The 14,429-nt window shown below is 37.9% G+C and carries 8 protein-coding genes; 2 read left to right on the top strand and 6 right to left on the bottom strand.

Translation table 11 applies throughout. The features are described from left to right. The first annotated feature begins 977 nt into the window (after positions 1-977). Entirely contained in the window at positions 978-3,437 is a 2,460-nt protein-coding gene (locus ACOVQ4_RS10435) for a YfhO family protein (protein WP_421820584.1), read from the top strand. A 131-nt stretch (positions 3,438-3,568) separates the two neighbouring features. On the opposite strand, the gene argH is transcribed toward ACOVQ4_RS10435, so the two are convergent. From argH to ACOVQ4_RS10405, 6 genes are all read right to left on the bottom strand, one after another. Further along, positions 3,569-4,906 (bottom strand): argininosuccinate lyase, encoded by a 1,338-nt coding sequence (argH, locus tag ACOVQ4_RS10430; RefSeq protein WP_095160254.1) that lies wholly within the window; start codon positions 4,904-4,906, stop codon positions 3,569-3,571. Positions 4,907-5,289: 383 nt separating this feature from the next. Next, positions 5,290-6,363 (bottom strand): M20 family metallo-hydrolase, encoded by a 1,074-nt coding sequence (locus tag ACOVQ4_RS10425; RefSeq protein WP_421820583.1) that lies wholly within the window; start codon positions 6,361-6,363, stop codon positions 5,290-5,292. 321 nt (positions 6,364-6,684) lie between these two features. Next, a complete protein-coding gene (locus tag ACOVQ4_RS10420; protein WP_421820582.1) occupies positions 6,685-7,617 on the bottom strand; it encodes an ADP-ribosylglycohydrolase family protein in 933 nt (310 codons plus the stop codon). Positions 7,618-7,709: 92 nt separating this feature from the next. Continuing rightward, the gene (gene argB, locus ACOVQ4_RS10415) at positions 7,710-8,492 is read right to left on the bottom strand and encodes an acetylglutamate kinase (RefSeq protein WP_421820581.1); all 783 of its coding nucleotides are present in this window, start codon (positions 8,490-8,492) and stop codon (positions 7,710-7,712) included. 177 nt (positions 8,493-8,669) lie between these two features. Further along, entirely contained in the window at positions 8,670-9,644 is a 975-nt protein-coding gene (locus ACOVQ4_RS10410; protein WP_421820580.1) for an N-acetylornithine carbamoyltransferase, read from the bottom strand. 1,158 nt (positions 9,645-10,802) lie between these two features. Beyond that, positions 10,803-11,417, bottom strand: a complete 615-nt coding sequence (locus ACOVQ4_RS10405; RefSeq protein ID WP_421820579.1) for a GNAT family N-acetyltransferase — start codon at positions 11,415-11,417, stop codon at positions 10,803-10,805. A 370-nt stretch (positions 11,418-11,787) separates the two neighbouring features. Between ACOVQ4_RS10405 and ACOVQ4_RS10400 the strand changes: the two genes are divergently transcribed. Beyond that, positions 11,788-14,394, top strand: coding sequence for a TonB-dependent receptor domain-containing protein (locus tag ACOVQ4_RS10400; protein ID WP_421820578.1), 2,607 nt, complete (start codon positions 11,788-11,790; stop codon positions 14,392-14,394). The last annotated feature ends 35 nt before the right edge of the window (positions 14,395-14,429 follow it).

The following is a 14,429-nucleotide window of genomic DNA, read 5'->3' as shown; positions in this document are numbered from 1 at the left end:
AAGAGTTTTAACATGTTTTTTAGTAAATACAAATATGTTTTGCCGAAAGCTTATTTCTGAAAGTCTTTACCTGAAAGCTTTAAGTCAAGTCAACAGGCACTAGGCAAAGAGTTTTAACATGTTTTTTAGTAAATACAAATATGTTTTGCCGAAAGCCCAATGCTGAAAGTCTTTACCTGAAAGCTTTAAGTCAAGTCAACAAGCACTAGGCAAAGAGTTCTAACATGTTTTTGAGTAAATACAAATATGTTTTCCCGAAAGCTTATTACTGAAAGCCGTTACCTGAAAGCTTTAAGTCAAGTCAACAGGCGCTAGGCAAAGAGTTCTAACATGTTTTTGAGTAAATACAAATATGTTTTGCCGAAAGCCCATTGCTGAAAGTCGTTACCTGAAAGCTTTAAGTCAAGTCAACAGACACTAGGCAAAGAGTTCTAACATGTTTTTTAGTAAATACAAATATGTTTTGCCGAAAGCCCATTGCTGAAAGTCGAAAGCCATTTTTACAGCATACAGCCTAAAGCCTAATGCAAGTTATTCCTTATTTAAAAAATCCTTTTGCTATCAAGTAGGGAATAATCAGCCAAAGAAGTCCTTTGATTAGGAAAAAAAGAAAACCTGCTAGACCCAATTTTTTGAGCCAAGATTGAAATTTATTGGGATTTTGAGGTGATGGATTCATTTTGTATGGGCAATTTCTTTAGTGTATCAGGGCACAATAGTCAAAGGTTGAACGACAAACCTATATTTAGACTTACAATAAAACGATTTTAGAGACTATTTAATTTCCTAGCTACTAAATTCTAATTTCATTCCTATTTTGCCTAAAGCTAACTCTATAACGCAAAATACTGAAAAAAGGCTCAACTATTCTTACTTTGGCATAAATTTGGCGCAAGTGTTTTTGGTTTGAGAGTAATATTTTTATTTTACACTCTCAGCAATATTTCAAATCCAACTCATTTATTATCAATCCGCTGATGGCAAAATCTAAAACTTCTAAAACTAAAATTCAATCTGTATCCGAGCCCAAAGATGCGCCTAAAATTAGGTCTGAAGTCATTTCAATTTTTGATAAATTTTCAGTCTGGCAAGGGTTTGGTTTACTTTGGGGCTGCGTGCTTCTGATTTCGGTAATTCTTTTCAAGGATTATCTTTTTCATAAAAAATACTTTTTGTTTCTCGACCTTGGCGCCGATTCTATCAATATTATTTATACCAACTTGATGCATTATGCCGATTATATCAAGTCCGAAGGTATGCCTGCATGGTCGTTTAAGGCTGGGATGGGGCAAAATATCAATCCATTTTGGTTAGACCCCATTGCAACAAGTGTGTTGTTTTTATTCGGAAAAGAGAACATAGCAGGTAGTTTGGTGTTGGTGGTAGTGATAGAGATATTTTTAGCAGCCACTTTCTTTTATGCTTTTTTACAAAGTCTTCAATTACATAAGTTTGCTTCAACTGTCGGTGCGTTGAGCTATGCTTTTTGTGGCTATTTGATTGTTTGTAGTACTTGGGATTTAAACAAATATCCAACCGAAGTATATCAAGCAGCGTTCTTACTTTTTGCGTTGGAACAATGGATTGGGAAAAGCAAATGGTACTTTTTCCCTTTGAGTATCGCCCTGATTGCCATTCATCAACCTTTTTATTTGTACTTGTACGGTGTTTTGATTTTGATATATACCTTGGTACGCCATTTTGAAGATGCTTCAAAACCTGTATCGCAATTACTGCTACAACTGCTCGGTTTGGTAGGATTTGGTATTTTGGGCTTAGCTTTGGCTGGTTTTATTTTACCAAGCAATATTTATCAAATTATCGAAAGTCCACGTGTGGCTGGTGGCGTATCTTATTTTGATACCCTTTCGGCGGCGTCGCCATTCGATATGTCGGATGGCGTACAGACGGCCTCTGCATTTCTACGCTTTTTCTCGAACGACCTATTAGGTACAGGCTCTGATTATCGAGGATGGCAAAACTACATGGAGGCGCCTGTGCTATATGCTGGTATCTTAACACTTGTGGCAGCACCTCAAGCTTTTGCTTTGGCTACTCGTCGTCAGGTGATTATTTATGGCGCAATTGCATTTGCTTGTTTTTTAATTTTAACTTTTCCTTACTTTCGATATGCCTTCTGGTTGTTTTCGGGTGATTATTATCGAACAGCGGGCTTTTTTATTGTAATATTCTTATTGTTTTTGGCGTATCGTGGTATTTCCCAAATTGTACAAAAATCAGAAATTAATCTTGTGGTGCTGGGCGCAACTTTGGTGGTATTACTCTTTGTGTTGTATGCACCGTATGAAATACCAAAAGAAAATATAAATAGTCGTTTACGTACTTTGGTGAGCTTTTTTGTAGTATTACAAGCTGGTATTTTGTATTTATTGAGTCGTTCTTCTCTAAAAAATATGGCTCAAATTGGGGCTTTGGTACTGGTCATTGCAGAAATACTGTTTTTGGATAATCCCGCACTCAATCGTCGTAATGCAGCTTCGGTTTCGGAGTATAAAGATAAAAGTTCGTTGTTTGAAGATGCTACCAATGAAGCTGTAGCTCGCCTCAAAAAATCAGATACCTCTTTTTACCGAATAGATAAAGATTACGCCTCAAGTCCTGCGATTTTCGCTGGGCTCAATGATGCCAAACTACAAGATTACTATGGGACTTCGTGTTATTCTTCGTTCAACCAAGTTAATTATGTACGCTTTTTGTTAGGCATGGGTTTAGTGAAAAAGGGTGATGAATTTAGCACAAGATGGGTAAATGGATTAGGAGGAAATACCTTGCTGGAAAGTGTAAATGCAGTGAAATATGTTCTGATTAAAAATCCAAATATGGATTTGCGTCCGCAAGGCTTTACACCAGTTGACACAGTAGGAGAGGTGAAGGTATTGAAAAATAATAATGCTTTGCCTTTGGCTTTTACCTATAACCAATATGCCGACGAAAAGACATTTGAACAACTTTCGCCATTTGCCAGACAAAAAGTATTATTACATGCTTGTGTTTTGAGTCAAGAAAAAGGGAAGGAATTAGGCTTGTCGCTTTACCAACAAGCAGATACAACGAGTACGCTAAATGGGGTAGAATATAATGATGCGATTGTTGCCCGAAAAGCTAATCCTTTTACCATGACTCAATTTTCGGATAATCATATCGAGGGAAACATCAAGTTACAAACTTCTCAGTTGTTGTATTGGAGTATTCCGTTTGACATCGGCTGGAAAGCTTTGGTAGATGGGAAAGAGCAGAAAATCGAGCAAGTGAGTTTTGGTTTTATGGGTATTCCATTATCAGCAGGAAATCACCAAATATCGCTTCAGTATGAGGCGCCTTATGTGAGTATGGGTACAAAAGTAGCCCTAGTAGCTTGGTTGCTGTATATCGCAGGTATAGTTTTCTTTTTGATAAAACAAAGAAAACTTATTTAGTGATTTGTGGTTGAGTGATTATTTTAATTGAAGAAAGAAAGTATATGACTCACTTTGGTAAGTATATACTAGTAACTGATATACGGTTAACTATTAACTTTTTTAAAATAATCACTCAATCACCAAATAACTTAAGCGAGTAAATCTGCTATGGCTTTTTCTACTTTTTCAAAACCAAATTTTTGTTTTACCTCTTCCATCATCGCTGTAATTTCTGCTGTACAAAGGTTGCCTATACTTCCTTCGTGTGAGTGTTGTAAATTGCGATTTGGGCTGTATTCTCCTGAGTTGATTTCGTTTCCGATAATTTTGTAAGCTTCTCTAAAAGGCACACCTTGCAGTACCAATTCGTTGACTCTTTCTACCGAAAACAATAAATCATACTTTGAATCGTCCAAGATACCTTCTTTTACCTGAATACCTGACAACATAAAATGTGTCATATCCAAGCAACTCAAAATTTCGTCAAAAGCAGGCATTAATACCTCTTTCAAAATCTGCATTTCACGGTGGTATCCAGAAGGCAAGTTGCTCATTACTAGCATAATGTCATTGGGAAGTCCTTTTAGTCTATTGGTCTTTCCACGTAGTAATTCTGCCACATCAGGGTTTTTCTTATGAGGCATAATAGAGCTACCTGTTGTCATTTCGTCAGGGAGTTTGATAAAACCAAAATTCTGAGAATTGTACAAACAAATATCCATTGCCAAACGAGATAACGTAGAGGCAATCTGAGCGATAGCTGTTACTGCAAAAAGCTCAGTTTTTCCTCTCGACATTTGAGCATATACCACATTGTAATGCAAATGGTTAAAGCCCAACAATTGCGTTGTCATGGTGCGGTTTAAAGGAAAGGAAGAACCATATCCTGCGCCCGAACCAAGGGGATTTTTGTTGGCTAATTGATAGGCTGTTTGCAACATTTCCATGTCGTCAACCAAACCTTCGGCATAAGCCCCAAACCACAAACCAAATGACGATGGCATGGCAATTTGCAAGTGTGTATAGCCTGGCAACAAAACACTTTTGAAGCGCTCACTAAGTTCTGTCAACAAGTCGAATAAACGGAAAGTGGATTCTGCTAACTCTTGCAAACGTGCTCTTGTGAAAAGCTTCAAATCGACCAAAACTTGGTCATTGCGAGAACGACCCGAGTGGATTTTCTTCCCAGCTTCGCCCAATTGACGAGTAAGCATCAATTCTACTTGCGAGTGAACATCTTCGATACCCTCTTCGATGACAAATTCACCGTTTTGGATACCTTGATAAATATTTTTCAATTCAGATTGTACCTGGGCCAACTCATCAGCTTCGAGCAAGCCAATGCTTTCGAGCATACGAGTATGTGCCAAAGAGCCCAATACATCGAATTCAGCTAATAATAGGTCAAACTCTGGGTCACGACCTACGGTAAATTTTTCTATTTTCTCGTTAACAGAAGTATTATCTTTTTGCCAAAGCTTACTCATTTTGAATATTGAGTTTTAAGTGTTGGAATGGGGATGAGTTAGTTAGTGAATGGTGAATTAGTGAATTGTGAATGAGTGATTTTTAAATTGAAAATTCTACTCACGATTATTAGGATGGCTCAGATGTCTAATTTGGGTACTAATACAATTTGGGCTTCCATTGGACTAAACAATAACCAATTGGTCTCATTCACAATTCACAATCAGAACTGTACGAAGGATTCTAAAACTGTCTATTTCGGATATCGGATGTTGGATTTCGGAATTATAATCTTTTATGTTTTGTAAAAAATAGAGGTATTTTACTTTATTTCCGAAATCAGAAATCCCAAATCCGCAATTATTGAAAATCCTTCGTACAGCATTCATTCACAATTCACTAATTATATTATCGTTTGTTTCAACATTTTGATGTACAAATCAATTCCTTCTTCTATTTCAGAAAGGTAAATAAATTCGTCTGCTGTGTGTGAACGCTCCGAATGTCCTGGGCCTAGTTTTAGGGATTGACAAGACAAAACCGCTTGGTCTGAAGTCGTGGGTGAACCGTACGTTTCACGACCTAATGCCAACCCAGCCTGAACGATTGGGTGTTCTTTTGCAATAGAGGAAGGTTTGAGTCGAATAGAGCGAGGGTTAGCCTCTGATTCAATATTTTGACGAATGGTTTCTAATATTTCCTCTAAAGTATATTGTTCCGTTACACGACAGTCAATGGTAAAAGTACAGCTATCTGGCACTACATTATGTTGCTTACCCGCATTTATGACCGTTACCGACATTTTGATAGGACCAAGTACTGGAGAAACTTTCGGAAACTGATAGTTTTTAATCCATTCAATATCTTTGATTGCTTTATAAATCGCATTGTCACCTTCTTCACGAGCTGCATGTCCAGCTTTTCCGTGTGCAATACAATCTACAACCATCAAACCTTTTTCGGCAATTGCCAAATGCATTTGTGTAGGTTCGCCAACGATAGCAAAGTCTATTTCTGGCAAGTCATTGTCCTTGAGTAACAATTCCAAACCATTTATTCCAGAAATCTCTTCTTCGGCCGACGCTACAAATAAGACATTATATTTTAGGTCATTACGATTATAAAAGTAACAAAAGGTTGCCAAAAGACTTACCAAGCAACCACCTGCATCATTGCTCCCCAAACCAAACAATTTCCCTTCCTGAACTATAGGCTCAAAAGGGTCAAGTGTCCACTTTGGATTAGGCTTTACAGTATCATGATGGGAATTGAGTAATACGGTAGGAAGTTCGGGATTAAAATGCTGATTGCGTGCCCACAGGTTATTGATTTTTCTTCTAAAAGGGATATTTCTTTCTCTGAAAAACTCTTCAAGAATATCACCTGTTTTGTCCTCTTCACGACTAAACGACTGCGTAGCAATCAATTGTTTTAACAACCCAATAGCATCTTGGGTTAATTGTTCTTGTAGGGTCATTGGAATCAGCCCGTTTGAGATAAAAAATAAAAATATTAGGTCGAAATTATCATGAACACTTTTGTTAAGCAAACATCCAACAAAAGAATTCAGAAATATGCCGACTTTTGAGGCAACAAGCCTGTCAATATTTGCTTGTTTAGTGAGATTGCATGATTGGGCATTGGGCTGTCAGGTAACGGCTTTCGGCGGTGGGCTTTGGAAAAAGCATGGCTGTGGTTATTAAAAAACATCTTAATACTCTTTGCCTTGTGCCTGTTGCCTAAACAAATAACTCAAATCTTATTCTGCACGATTACTTACAATGTTAAAATGTTGTATTTATCGATCAAATTTTACCGAGAATCTAGTAGCCAAATCAGCAATTTTATCTTTTTGGGCTAATTGTTCAACCCATTCATTAGGAATTTGCTCAAAACCATAATAAAAACCTGCTATTCCACCAGTTACGCTGCCGATGGTATCGGTATCATCACCTAAATTTACCCCTTTCAAAACAGCCGATTTGAAGTCATCTGTTGTCAAAAATGCCCAAAGTGAGGCCTCCAAAGTATGCAAGATATAGCCCGAAGAAAAGATTTCGCTTTCATCAGTTTTAGAAATATCGTCAAATAGAAGTCTACTATATAATTCTAATTCGGCAGGTTTTACTTGTACCGACAACAAGTAATCTCTTACTGTATTTTGCGTAAGGCTGTAGGCTTCATGCTTTTCTTTGCCTTTCATTAAGTTGAGCAAATACTCAGTAGCAAAAAAACAGCCTATCAAAGTGCGTGTGTGCCCGTGCGTAATACCCGACACCATTTTGATGATGCTACAGCGCTCTTCAATAGATTTATTTTGGGTGTAATAAACAATAGGTAGTGTACGCATCAATGAGCCATTTCCATTCGAATACTCATCACATTCGCCCGAGTTGAGAGGAGAAACCCCTTTGAGCAAACGGTCGATAGCATTACGCGTGGCAATACCCACATCAAAAAATGCCCCATGTGCAGTCCAATAGCCATTATCGTACCAGTCACAAAACTTTTTAGCAAGACCATCTAGGTCAAAACCTTCCACTAGTTGTTCTGCTAAACAAAAAGATAAAGAGGTATCGTCTGACCAAGTACCTGCTGGCTGATGATGAGTACCAAAGGCACGCATACCCTCCACAGGGTGTGCCTTGAGGTGCTTGCGGCTCATAAACTCTACAGGAACACCAAGGGAGTCGCCAATGGCAATACCAAAAAGTAGACCTTTGCTTTTCATAGAAATAAAATAAATAATAATGCAGCATTGAGCCATTGGCTTGAGGCTATTAGGTGTCTAATTAACCAAAGCCGATGAATCAATCCCGAAATTTATATTGTTAGTGCTGTTCCTGAATTACCTTCACTTACGGCTGCAAGAACTTCTTTGGCGTGGCAGATAGTTACTTGTTTTACTCCTTCTCCGAGTGCTTTGAAGGCATTGTCTAGTTTGGGAATCATTCCTTTGTTGATAGCGCCAGATGCCTTATATGCGGCATAAGCCTCTGGTTGTAATTGTGGAATTACGGACTCATCATCGTCAGGATTTGAAAGTACGCCTTTTTTCTCGAAACAATAGACCAAATTTACCTCAAATTCTTTTGACATGGCCGTTGCTACCGCTTGTGCTTGTGTGTCGGCATTGGTATTGAGCATATTGCCATCAAGGTCATACGTCAAAGGGGCAAATACGGGTGTAAGTCCTTGTGCAATCATGCCTGCGATTTGAGTAGCATCTACACGCTCAATATCGCCTACAAAACCGTAATCTATTTCTTTTACAGGACGTTTTTTAGAAAGAATAACCCCACCGTCGGCACCTGTCAAGCCGATGGCATTAGTACCAAACTTTTGAAGTTGGGCTACGAGGTTTTTGTTTACCAAACCACCATACACCATCGTTACGACATTGAGCATAGCTTGGTCTGTAATACGACGACCTTCCACCATCACGGTTTCGATACCTAGTTTTTCAGCAATTTGCGTAGCGATTTTGCCACCACCATGAACCATAATTTTAGGGCCAGCAATTTGAGCAAAATCAGACAGAAATTGATTACATAGGGTTGGGTTGTCGATTACATTACCCCCAATTTTCACAACAGTGAGTTTCATACAGATTATGTTAATTTGGTTATACAGAAATGTTGCCTTCGCTTTTTGGCGAGATAGCGCTATTAAACAACAAATGTACAGACCCTAAGACCTGTACATTCGAAAATATGATAGATTGATGGAGTAGTGGAAGAGTGGGCGAAAATGATTATCACTCATTCATTCACTCAATCACCATTAGAATAAGTACGGGCTTTCTTCACGTATAATACTCAGAAGCATTTGTTTGAGTACAACTTGCGCCGACCAGACACGGTTACCCGCTTGTTGAACTACAACAGAGTTAGGTGAGTCCAACACAGCGTCTTCAACTACCACGTTGCGACGAACCGGCAAGCAGTGCATAAATTTGGCATTGTTGGTCAAGTTCATTTTGTCCATAGTTACCATCCATGATGGGTCTTGGTTCAGAATTTGACCATATTGAGAATAAGATGACCAGTTTTTAGCATAAATAAAATCTGCATCTTTAAAAGCTTCTTCCTGATTGTAAGTGACTTTGGCATTACCCACAAATTCAGGAGCTAGCTCGTATCCTTCAGGGTGCGTAATCACAAAATCTACATCAGCGGCGTTCATCCATTCAGCAAACGAGTTGGGTACTGCTTGAGGAAGCGCCTTGACGTGTGGAGCCCAAGTCAAAACTACTTTTGGACGAGGCTTTGTCTTTAGTTCTTCAATAGTAATTAAGTCAGCTAAAGATTGTAATGGGTGACGAGTAGCAGACTCTAAACTCAAAATCGGACGACCAGTATATTTTACAAACTGATTCATCACGTTTTCGGAATAGTCTTCATCACGATCTACCAAGCCCGGGAAACTACGAATCCCAACAATATCACAATATTGCCCTACAACAGGCGCTGCTTCTTTGATGTGCTCGGCCTTGTTGCCATTCATGATGGCACCATCTTCAAACTCCAATCCCCAGCTATCTTGTCCGACGTTCATGACGATGAGTTCTAAACCCAAATTTTGTGCAGCACGCTGAGTACTCAGGCGTGTTCGTAAACTAGAGTTAAAAAACAAAAGACCCATGGTCCTATTTTTTCCAATATGCTTATCAGCATAAGGGGTTTTTTTATATAAAAGGGCTTCTTTTACTAGAGCCTGAACATCAACAGCATCTTTAACTGAAAGGAAGTTTCTCATTTTTTAAATATCCGATAGCAGTTCGTTGCAAGTTTTAAAATGGAACAATTGATTGATAGATAATTTTTCGACATTGCGTTTGCCTAGAAATTAAGCTACAAAGTTATTCCTAAATATGAGAATCGCGTTAGGTTTTTTGTAAAACTCCTCGATTTTAGTAGCTTATTGTTATTTTTTGGGGAATTTTTTGCAGAAATACGAAAATGAGCATAGACTAAAGGCAAAAAATTTGGCGAACCCTACTAGAGTTCGCCAAGATTGTATCACTAACACACCAAAATATAGTTTTGCTTATTAGATTTTTGGAAAACTATTTCACAAAACCTATTTCTACTATGAAAACTACTCATTTAACGTATCGAATTGAGAGAAGTCACAGTAAATCTGAAAATTTTTTGCTTTTTTTTTATAAAAAGAATGAAAACTCAATTTTTAAGGTTCGTATCGATACTTTTATGTACTAATACCTTACTAGTTAATGGAATATTTATTACTATAAGGTGTTCATAATCAAAAGATTACATTCGGATTGTGCCTCGGTAATACTACTCGTGTAATATTTTCTTTGATTACTTGAAAAAATTGAATTTACCAGTTCAAGACTTAGCCTTGGACTCATTTTTTTTTACAGTTCAAAACTGTTTTTAAAAAATTCAGTGAAAAAGTCGCTACACTCGAATCACACTTTCTCTTTTGGCCAATAATCAGGCTTTTTCTGTTACCTATTTACGTAAATGACTTACTTTAAGATTTATGGTCTAAAAATTTTCTTAAAAAATAAAATAATAAATCATGGCTTAGTAGGTAAGAGGGCAGAATTTAGATGTAGGTGTTATGTTTTAGGCATAAGGCAAAGAGTGTTAAATTGTTTTTTTAGTAACAGTAAAATATGTTTTACCGAATGCCGACGGCTTACAGCTTGGAGCTTAAAGTGGGTAAAATTAGATTTAAGTTGCGTGTTTTAGACAAGTACAACATGTTTTTAAAAACTAAAAACATGTTTTTGTTCAATGCTCTACTAGTTCAAGACTTAGTCTTGGACTCATTTTTTTAACAGTTTAAAACTATTTTTTAAAATTTCAGAAAAAATGATAAATTTTTGAATATCAATTGATTATTTTTTTAGCAATCAGTTTGCTCGCTTACGAACCTCCTAAGTTACAAGCTCAATATCCAATGCTTCACTCGGATTTTTTCGATATGTTCTACTTCTTCTATCTCACCAAAAGTTTGAAAACCATTTTTTAATAATACTTTTTCAGAAGTGATATTATTTAGTGGAGTATCGGCCAAAATTTGATGTAGTCCTTGGTCTTGCTTAGCCCATGAAATTAGGGCACTCAATGCTTCGGAGGCAAAACCTTGGTTTCGGTAAGGAGTATCTATGAAATACCCTACCATGGTAGCACCATTGTCGTCGGGTAAACCCGATAATCCAATACCACCAATCGAGCGGTTTTCTTCTACAAGGATAATTTCCCAATTAGAGTACCACATAAAATCCCAAGGAAATATTTGAACCATCGGAATCCAGAAGTGTTGGAGGGCTTCGAGGGTTTCGGCCTCAAAAAAAGGTTCTATTTGCCACGATGAAGCGATAAGACCAAGGTGTTTTTCGAGAGCTGCGCGCCCCTGTCGATGCCAAATTAACAAATCATCGTATTTTAAGGCCTGTAGTCGAAGTCTGGAGGTATGAATAATAGCCATGGAGTTGTATGCAAAAGTTGAAATACAAATGTAGCTAATATCCCCATAAGAGTTAGTACCCATCATTTTGAATGTGTTTTTGGGGCTACCACTCATACCCCTATAATGAGGGACAAAAATTGGAAAAAGGTTGATTAGATTTGAAGTTTCAAAGCTAATATAGCCTGAAAATAAACACCTTGCAAAAGCAAAATAACAAGTCCTTTGATTAATGTTATTCACCGACGAATTATTTTGTTTGGTCGAAAAGTGGCCTTGTTTCCCATCTTTCAGTGCAACTTTTGTGTTGTAAATCTATCATTAGTTAACATTTGGGCAGTAGTCCATTTATCTTTATTACGAACCACTGATACTTTTTGTGTTTATAAAAGAATAACTTATCAACAACTTTGTCATCTATTTGAACATAAGGTTCAGGGCTTTCTAAAACATCATCATGAAAAAAGTTTTATTGTTTTCAGTATTAAGTTTTATCGGGTTTAATACTATGGCGCAGTTCCCTGGCGCAGGCATGGGAATGGGAGGAGGACAGCGTCAGCAGCCCCAACAGCAGGCTATACCAGGAACAGCGCAAGCTGCCCCAAAAGGTTCTGCCAAGATTGTGGGTTTTGTGATTGACTCTGCCGCTACCAAAGCAGTTGAGTTTGCCAGTATCGCTTTAATAAATAAGGCTACGAATAAACCTGTTGATGGTACCGTTGCAGATGAAAAAGGTAAATTTACCCTTAATAAAATAGCAACAGGCGATTATGTGATTTCTGTATCTTTTTTGGGTTATGTATCTAAAAGAATTCCAGTTAAAATTCAAAACAAAAATGATGAAATTGACTTGGGTGTAATTCGCTTGAGTCAGTCAAATCAAGTTTTGCAAGAAGTTACGGTTGAAGGACAAAAAGCCGTAATTGAAGACAAGGTAGACCGCTTGGTGTATAATGCAGAGCGTGACGCTACATCAAGGGGTGGTGACGCCTCAGATGTATTGCGTAAAGTACCAATGCTGTCGGTTGACTTGGATGGTAATGTTTCGTTGCGTGGTAGTTCAAACGTTCGGGTGTTAATCAACAACAAGCCTTCTACGATTGTAGCTACTAGTATTGCGGATGCGCTAAAGCAAATTCCTGCTGATATGATTAAATCCGTAGAGGTAATTACGTCTCCATCGGCCAAATATGACGCAGAGGGGTCATCTGGTATTATTAACATTATCACCAAGAAAAACAATCTACAAGGTTTGACTCTCAACCTAGATTCGAGTGTGGGTATTCGTGGAGCAAACTTATCATTGAATGGGAACTACCGCAAAGGTAACATGGGCTTTTCGCTAGGAGGTTTTGGCCGTTCTAACTACAACGTGAATGGTACTTTTGAAAATAGCCAGCTCACCACAAACAACGGAAGACAAACCCTAAATACACAAAGTGCAGATACTCGCAGTAATGGTATCTTTGGTAGTTATCAATTAGGTTGGGATTGGGATATCAACAAATACAATACAATTACAGCTTCGGTACGCTATGGTGTTCGTAATCAAAATAGTTACCAAGATGGCTTATTGAGCCAAAGTTTTTCTGGGGCTAATTTGCTTAGCAAAACTTTACGCTATGTAAATACCAAAGACCTTTCGGGTACAGTTGATGCCAATATCGATTATACGCATACGTTCAAAAAACCTCAACAAGAATTTAGCTTGTTGACACAGTTTAGCCGTAATAACCGTACCAACGATTTTGTAAATAATTTGTTGAACTTGACTGATAATAATAGCATCACAAGCCGTTTGAAAAACAACAATGATAGCTACAACCAAGAAATCACAATTCAAGCTGATTATCAAACGCCAATCACAAAAAATCAGTTGGTTGAGGTAGGAGCAAAGGGGATTTTCAGAACTGTAAACTCTGACTATCAATTTTTTACAGCTCAGGGTGCAACGGGCGCGTATGTTCCAACGACAAGTTCGTCGGCAGCATCAAACGTGTTTAACTATACCCAAAACATAGCCGCGGCATATTTGTCTTACACTGCTACCTTATCAAAGTTGTATACGCTTAAGGTGGGCGGTCGTTATGAGCACACTGATATTTCGGCTAACTTCAAAAGTGGAGATCAAACCCTATCAATTCCTTCTTATGGAGTTTTGGTACCAAGTGTAAATATCTCTCGTAAGCTAGGCTCAAGTACGCTAAAGTTGGCTTATAACCGTCGTATTCAACGTCCTTCTATTCAGTTCTTGAACCCAAATATCAATGCTTCGAACCCATTGAATATTTCGTATGGTAACCCAAATTTGAGTCCTGAATATACCAATAACTACGAGTTGACCTTGAACACTTCTATCAAGAGTACGTTCTTAACAGTGGCAACTTTTGTTCGTAACACTACTGGTAGTATCGAAAGCGTTCGTGATGTAATAGGAGATACTATTCGTACTACTTACCAAAATATTGGAAACCAAGATGCATACGGGATGAACGCCTTTGCAAATGTCAATCTTTCAAACAAATTAACCGTTGGTTTGGGTGGTGATGTATATTATGCCAAGTTGTCAAACAATGTTCCGAATCCATTATACAATGCTTCTAACTCGGGGTGGGTAGCCAATTACCGTATCTTTGGTAGCTATAACTTGGGTAACAATTGGGGCTTGCAAGCATTCGGTTTTTATCGCTCTACTCAGGTACAATTACAAGGTTTCCAAGGAGGATTTGGTATCTATAGTTTAAGTGTGAAAAAAGACTTTAAAGATAAAAAAGGAAGTATTGGATTTGGTGCTGAAAACTTCTTCACTCCAAGTGGATTTAAAATCAAAAATGAAATTAACTCACCAATCATTTCTCAAAACAGTACGAATGTTTTACGAAACATGAACTTTAAAGTTAACTTTAGTTATCGTATTGGTAAAATGTCGTTTGATGCACCAAAACGTAAGAAGTCTGTTAGTAACGATGACTTGAAAAACGATGGTGGCGATAATAATGGTGGAGCTCAGCCTCAAGGTGGTGGCGGTATGTCGTCTGGCGGAGGCGGTGGTCGTCCAAGATAGTACTGTGATTATTGAGTCCTTTGATTCTACATAAC

Origin of the sequence: Flectobacillus sp. (assembly GCF_049240685.1) — a bacterium.
Taxonomy (GTDB): domain Bacteria; phylum Bacteroidota; class Bacteroidia; order Cytophagales; family Spirosomataceae; genus Flectobacillus.
Note: the sequence above shows the minus strand (reverse complement) of the source record. Positions and strands in the feature narration are given on the sequence as shown.

Bases quoted from the DNA above. Each gene is read 5' to 3' on its own strand.
- ACOVQ4_RS10425 (WP_421820583.1), bottom strand. From the start codon at position 6,363: ATGACCCTACAAGAACAATTAACCCAAGATGCTATTGGGTTGTTAAAA.
- ACOVQ4_RS10420 (WP_421820582.1), bottom strand. From the start codon at position 7,617: ATGAAAAGCAAAGGTCTACTTTTTGGTATTGCCATTGGCGACTCCCTT.
- ACOVQ4_RS10410 (WP_421820580.1), bottom strand. From the start codon at position 9,644: ATGAGAAACTTCCTTTCAGTTAAAGATGCTGTTGATGTTCAGGCTCTA.
- ACOVQ4_RS10400 (WP_421820578.1), top strand. From the start codon at position 11,788: ATGAAAAAAGTTTTATTGTTTTCAGTATTAAGTTTTATCGGGTTTAAT.
- ACOVQ4_RS10405 (WP_421820579.1), bottom strand. From the start codon at position 11,417: ATGATGGGTACTAACTCTTATGGGGATATTAGCTACATTTGTATTTCA.
- ACOVQ4_RS10435 (WP_421820584.1), top strand. From the start codon at position 978: ATGGCAAAATCTAAAACTTCTAAAACTAAAATTCAATCTGTATCCGAG.
- argH (WP_095160254.1), bottom strand. From the start codon at position 4,906: ATGAGTAAGCTTTGGCAAAAAGATAATACTTCTGTTAACGAGAAAATA.
- argB (WP_421820581.1), bottom strand. From the start codon at position 8,492: ATGAAACTCACTGTTGTGAAAATTGGGGGTAATGTAATCGACAACCCA.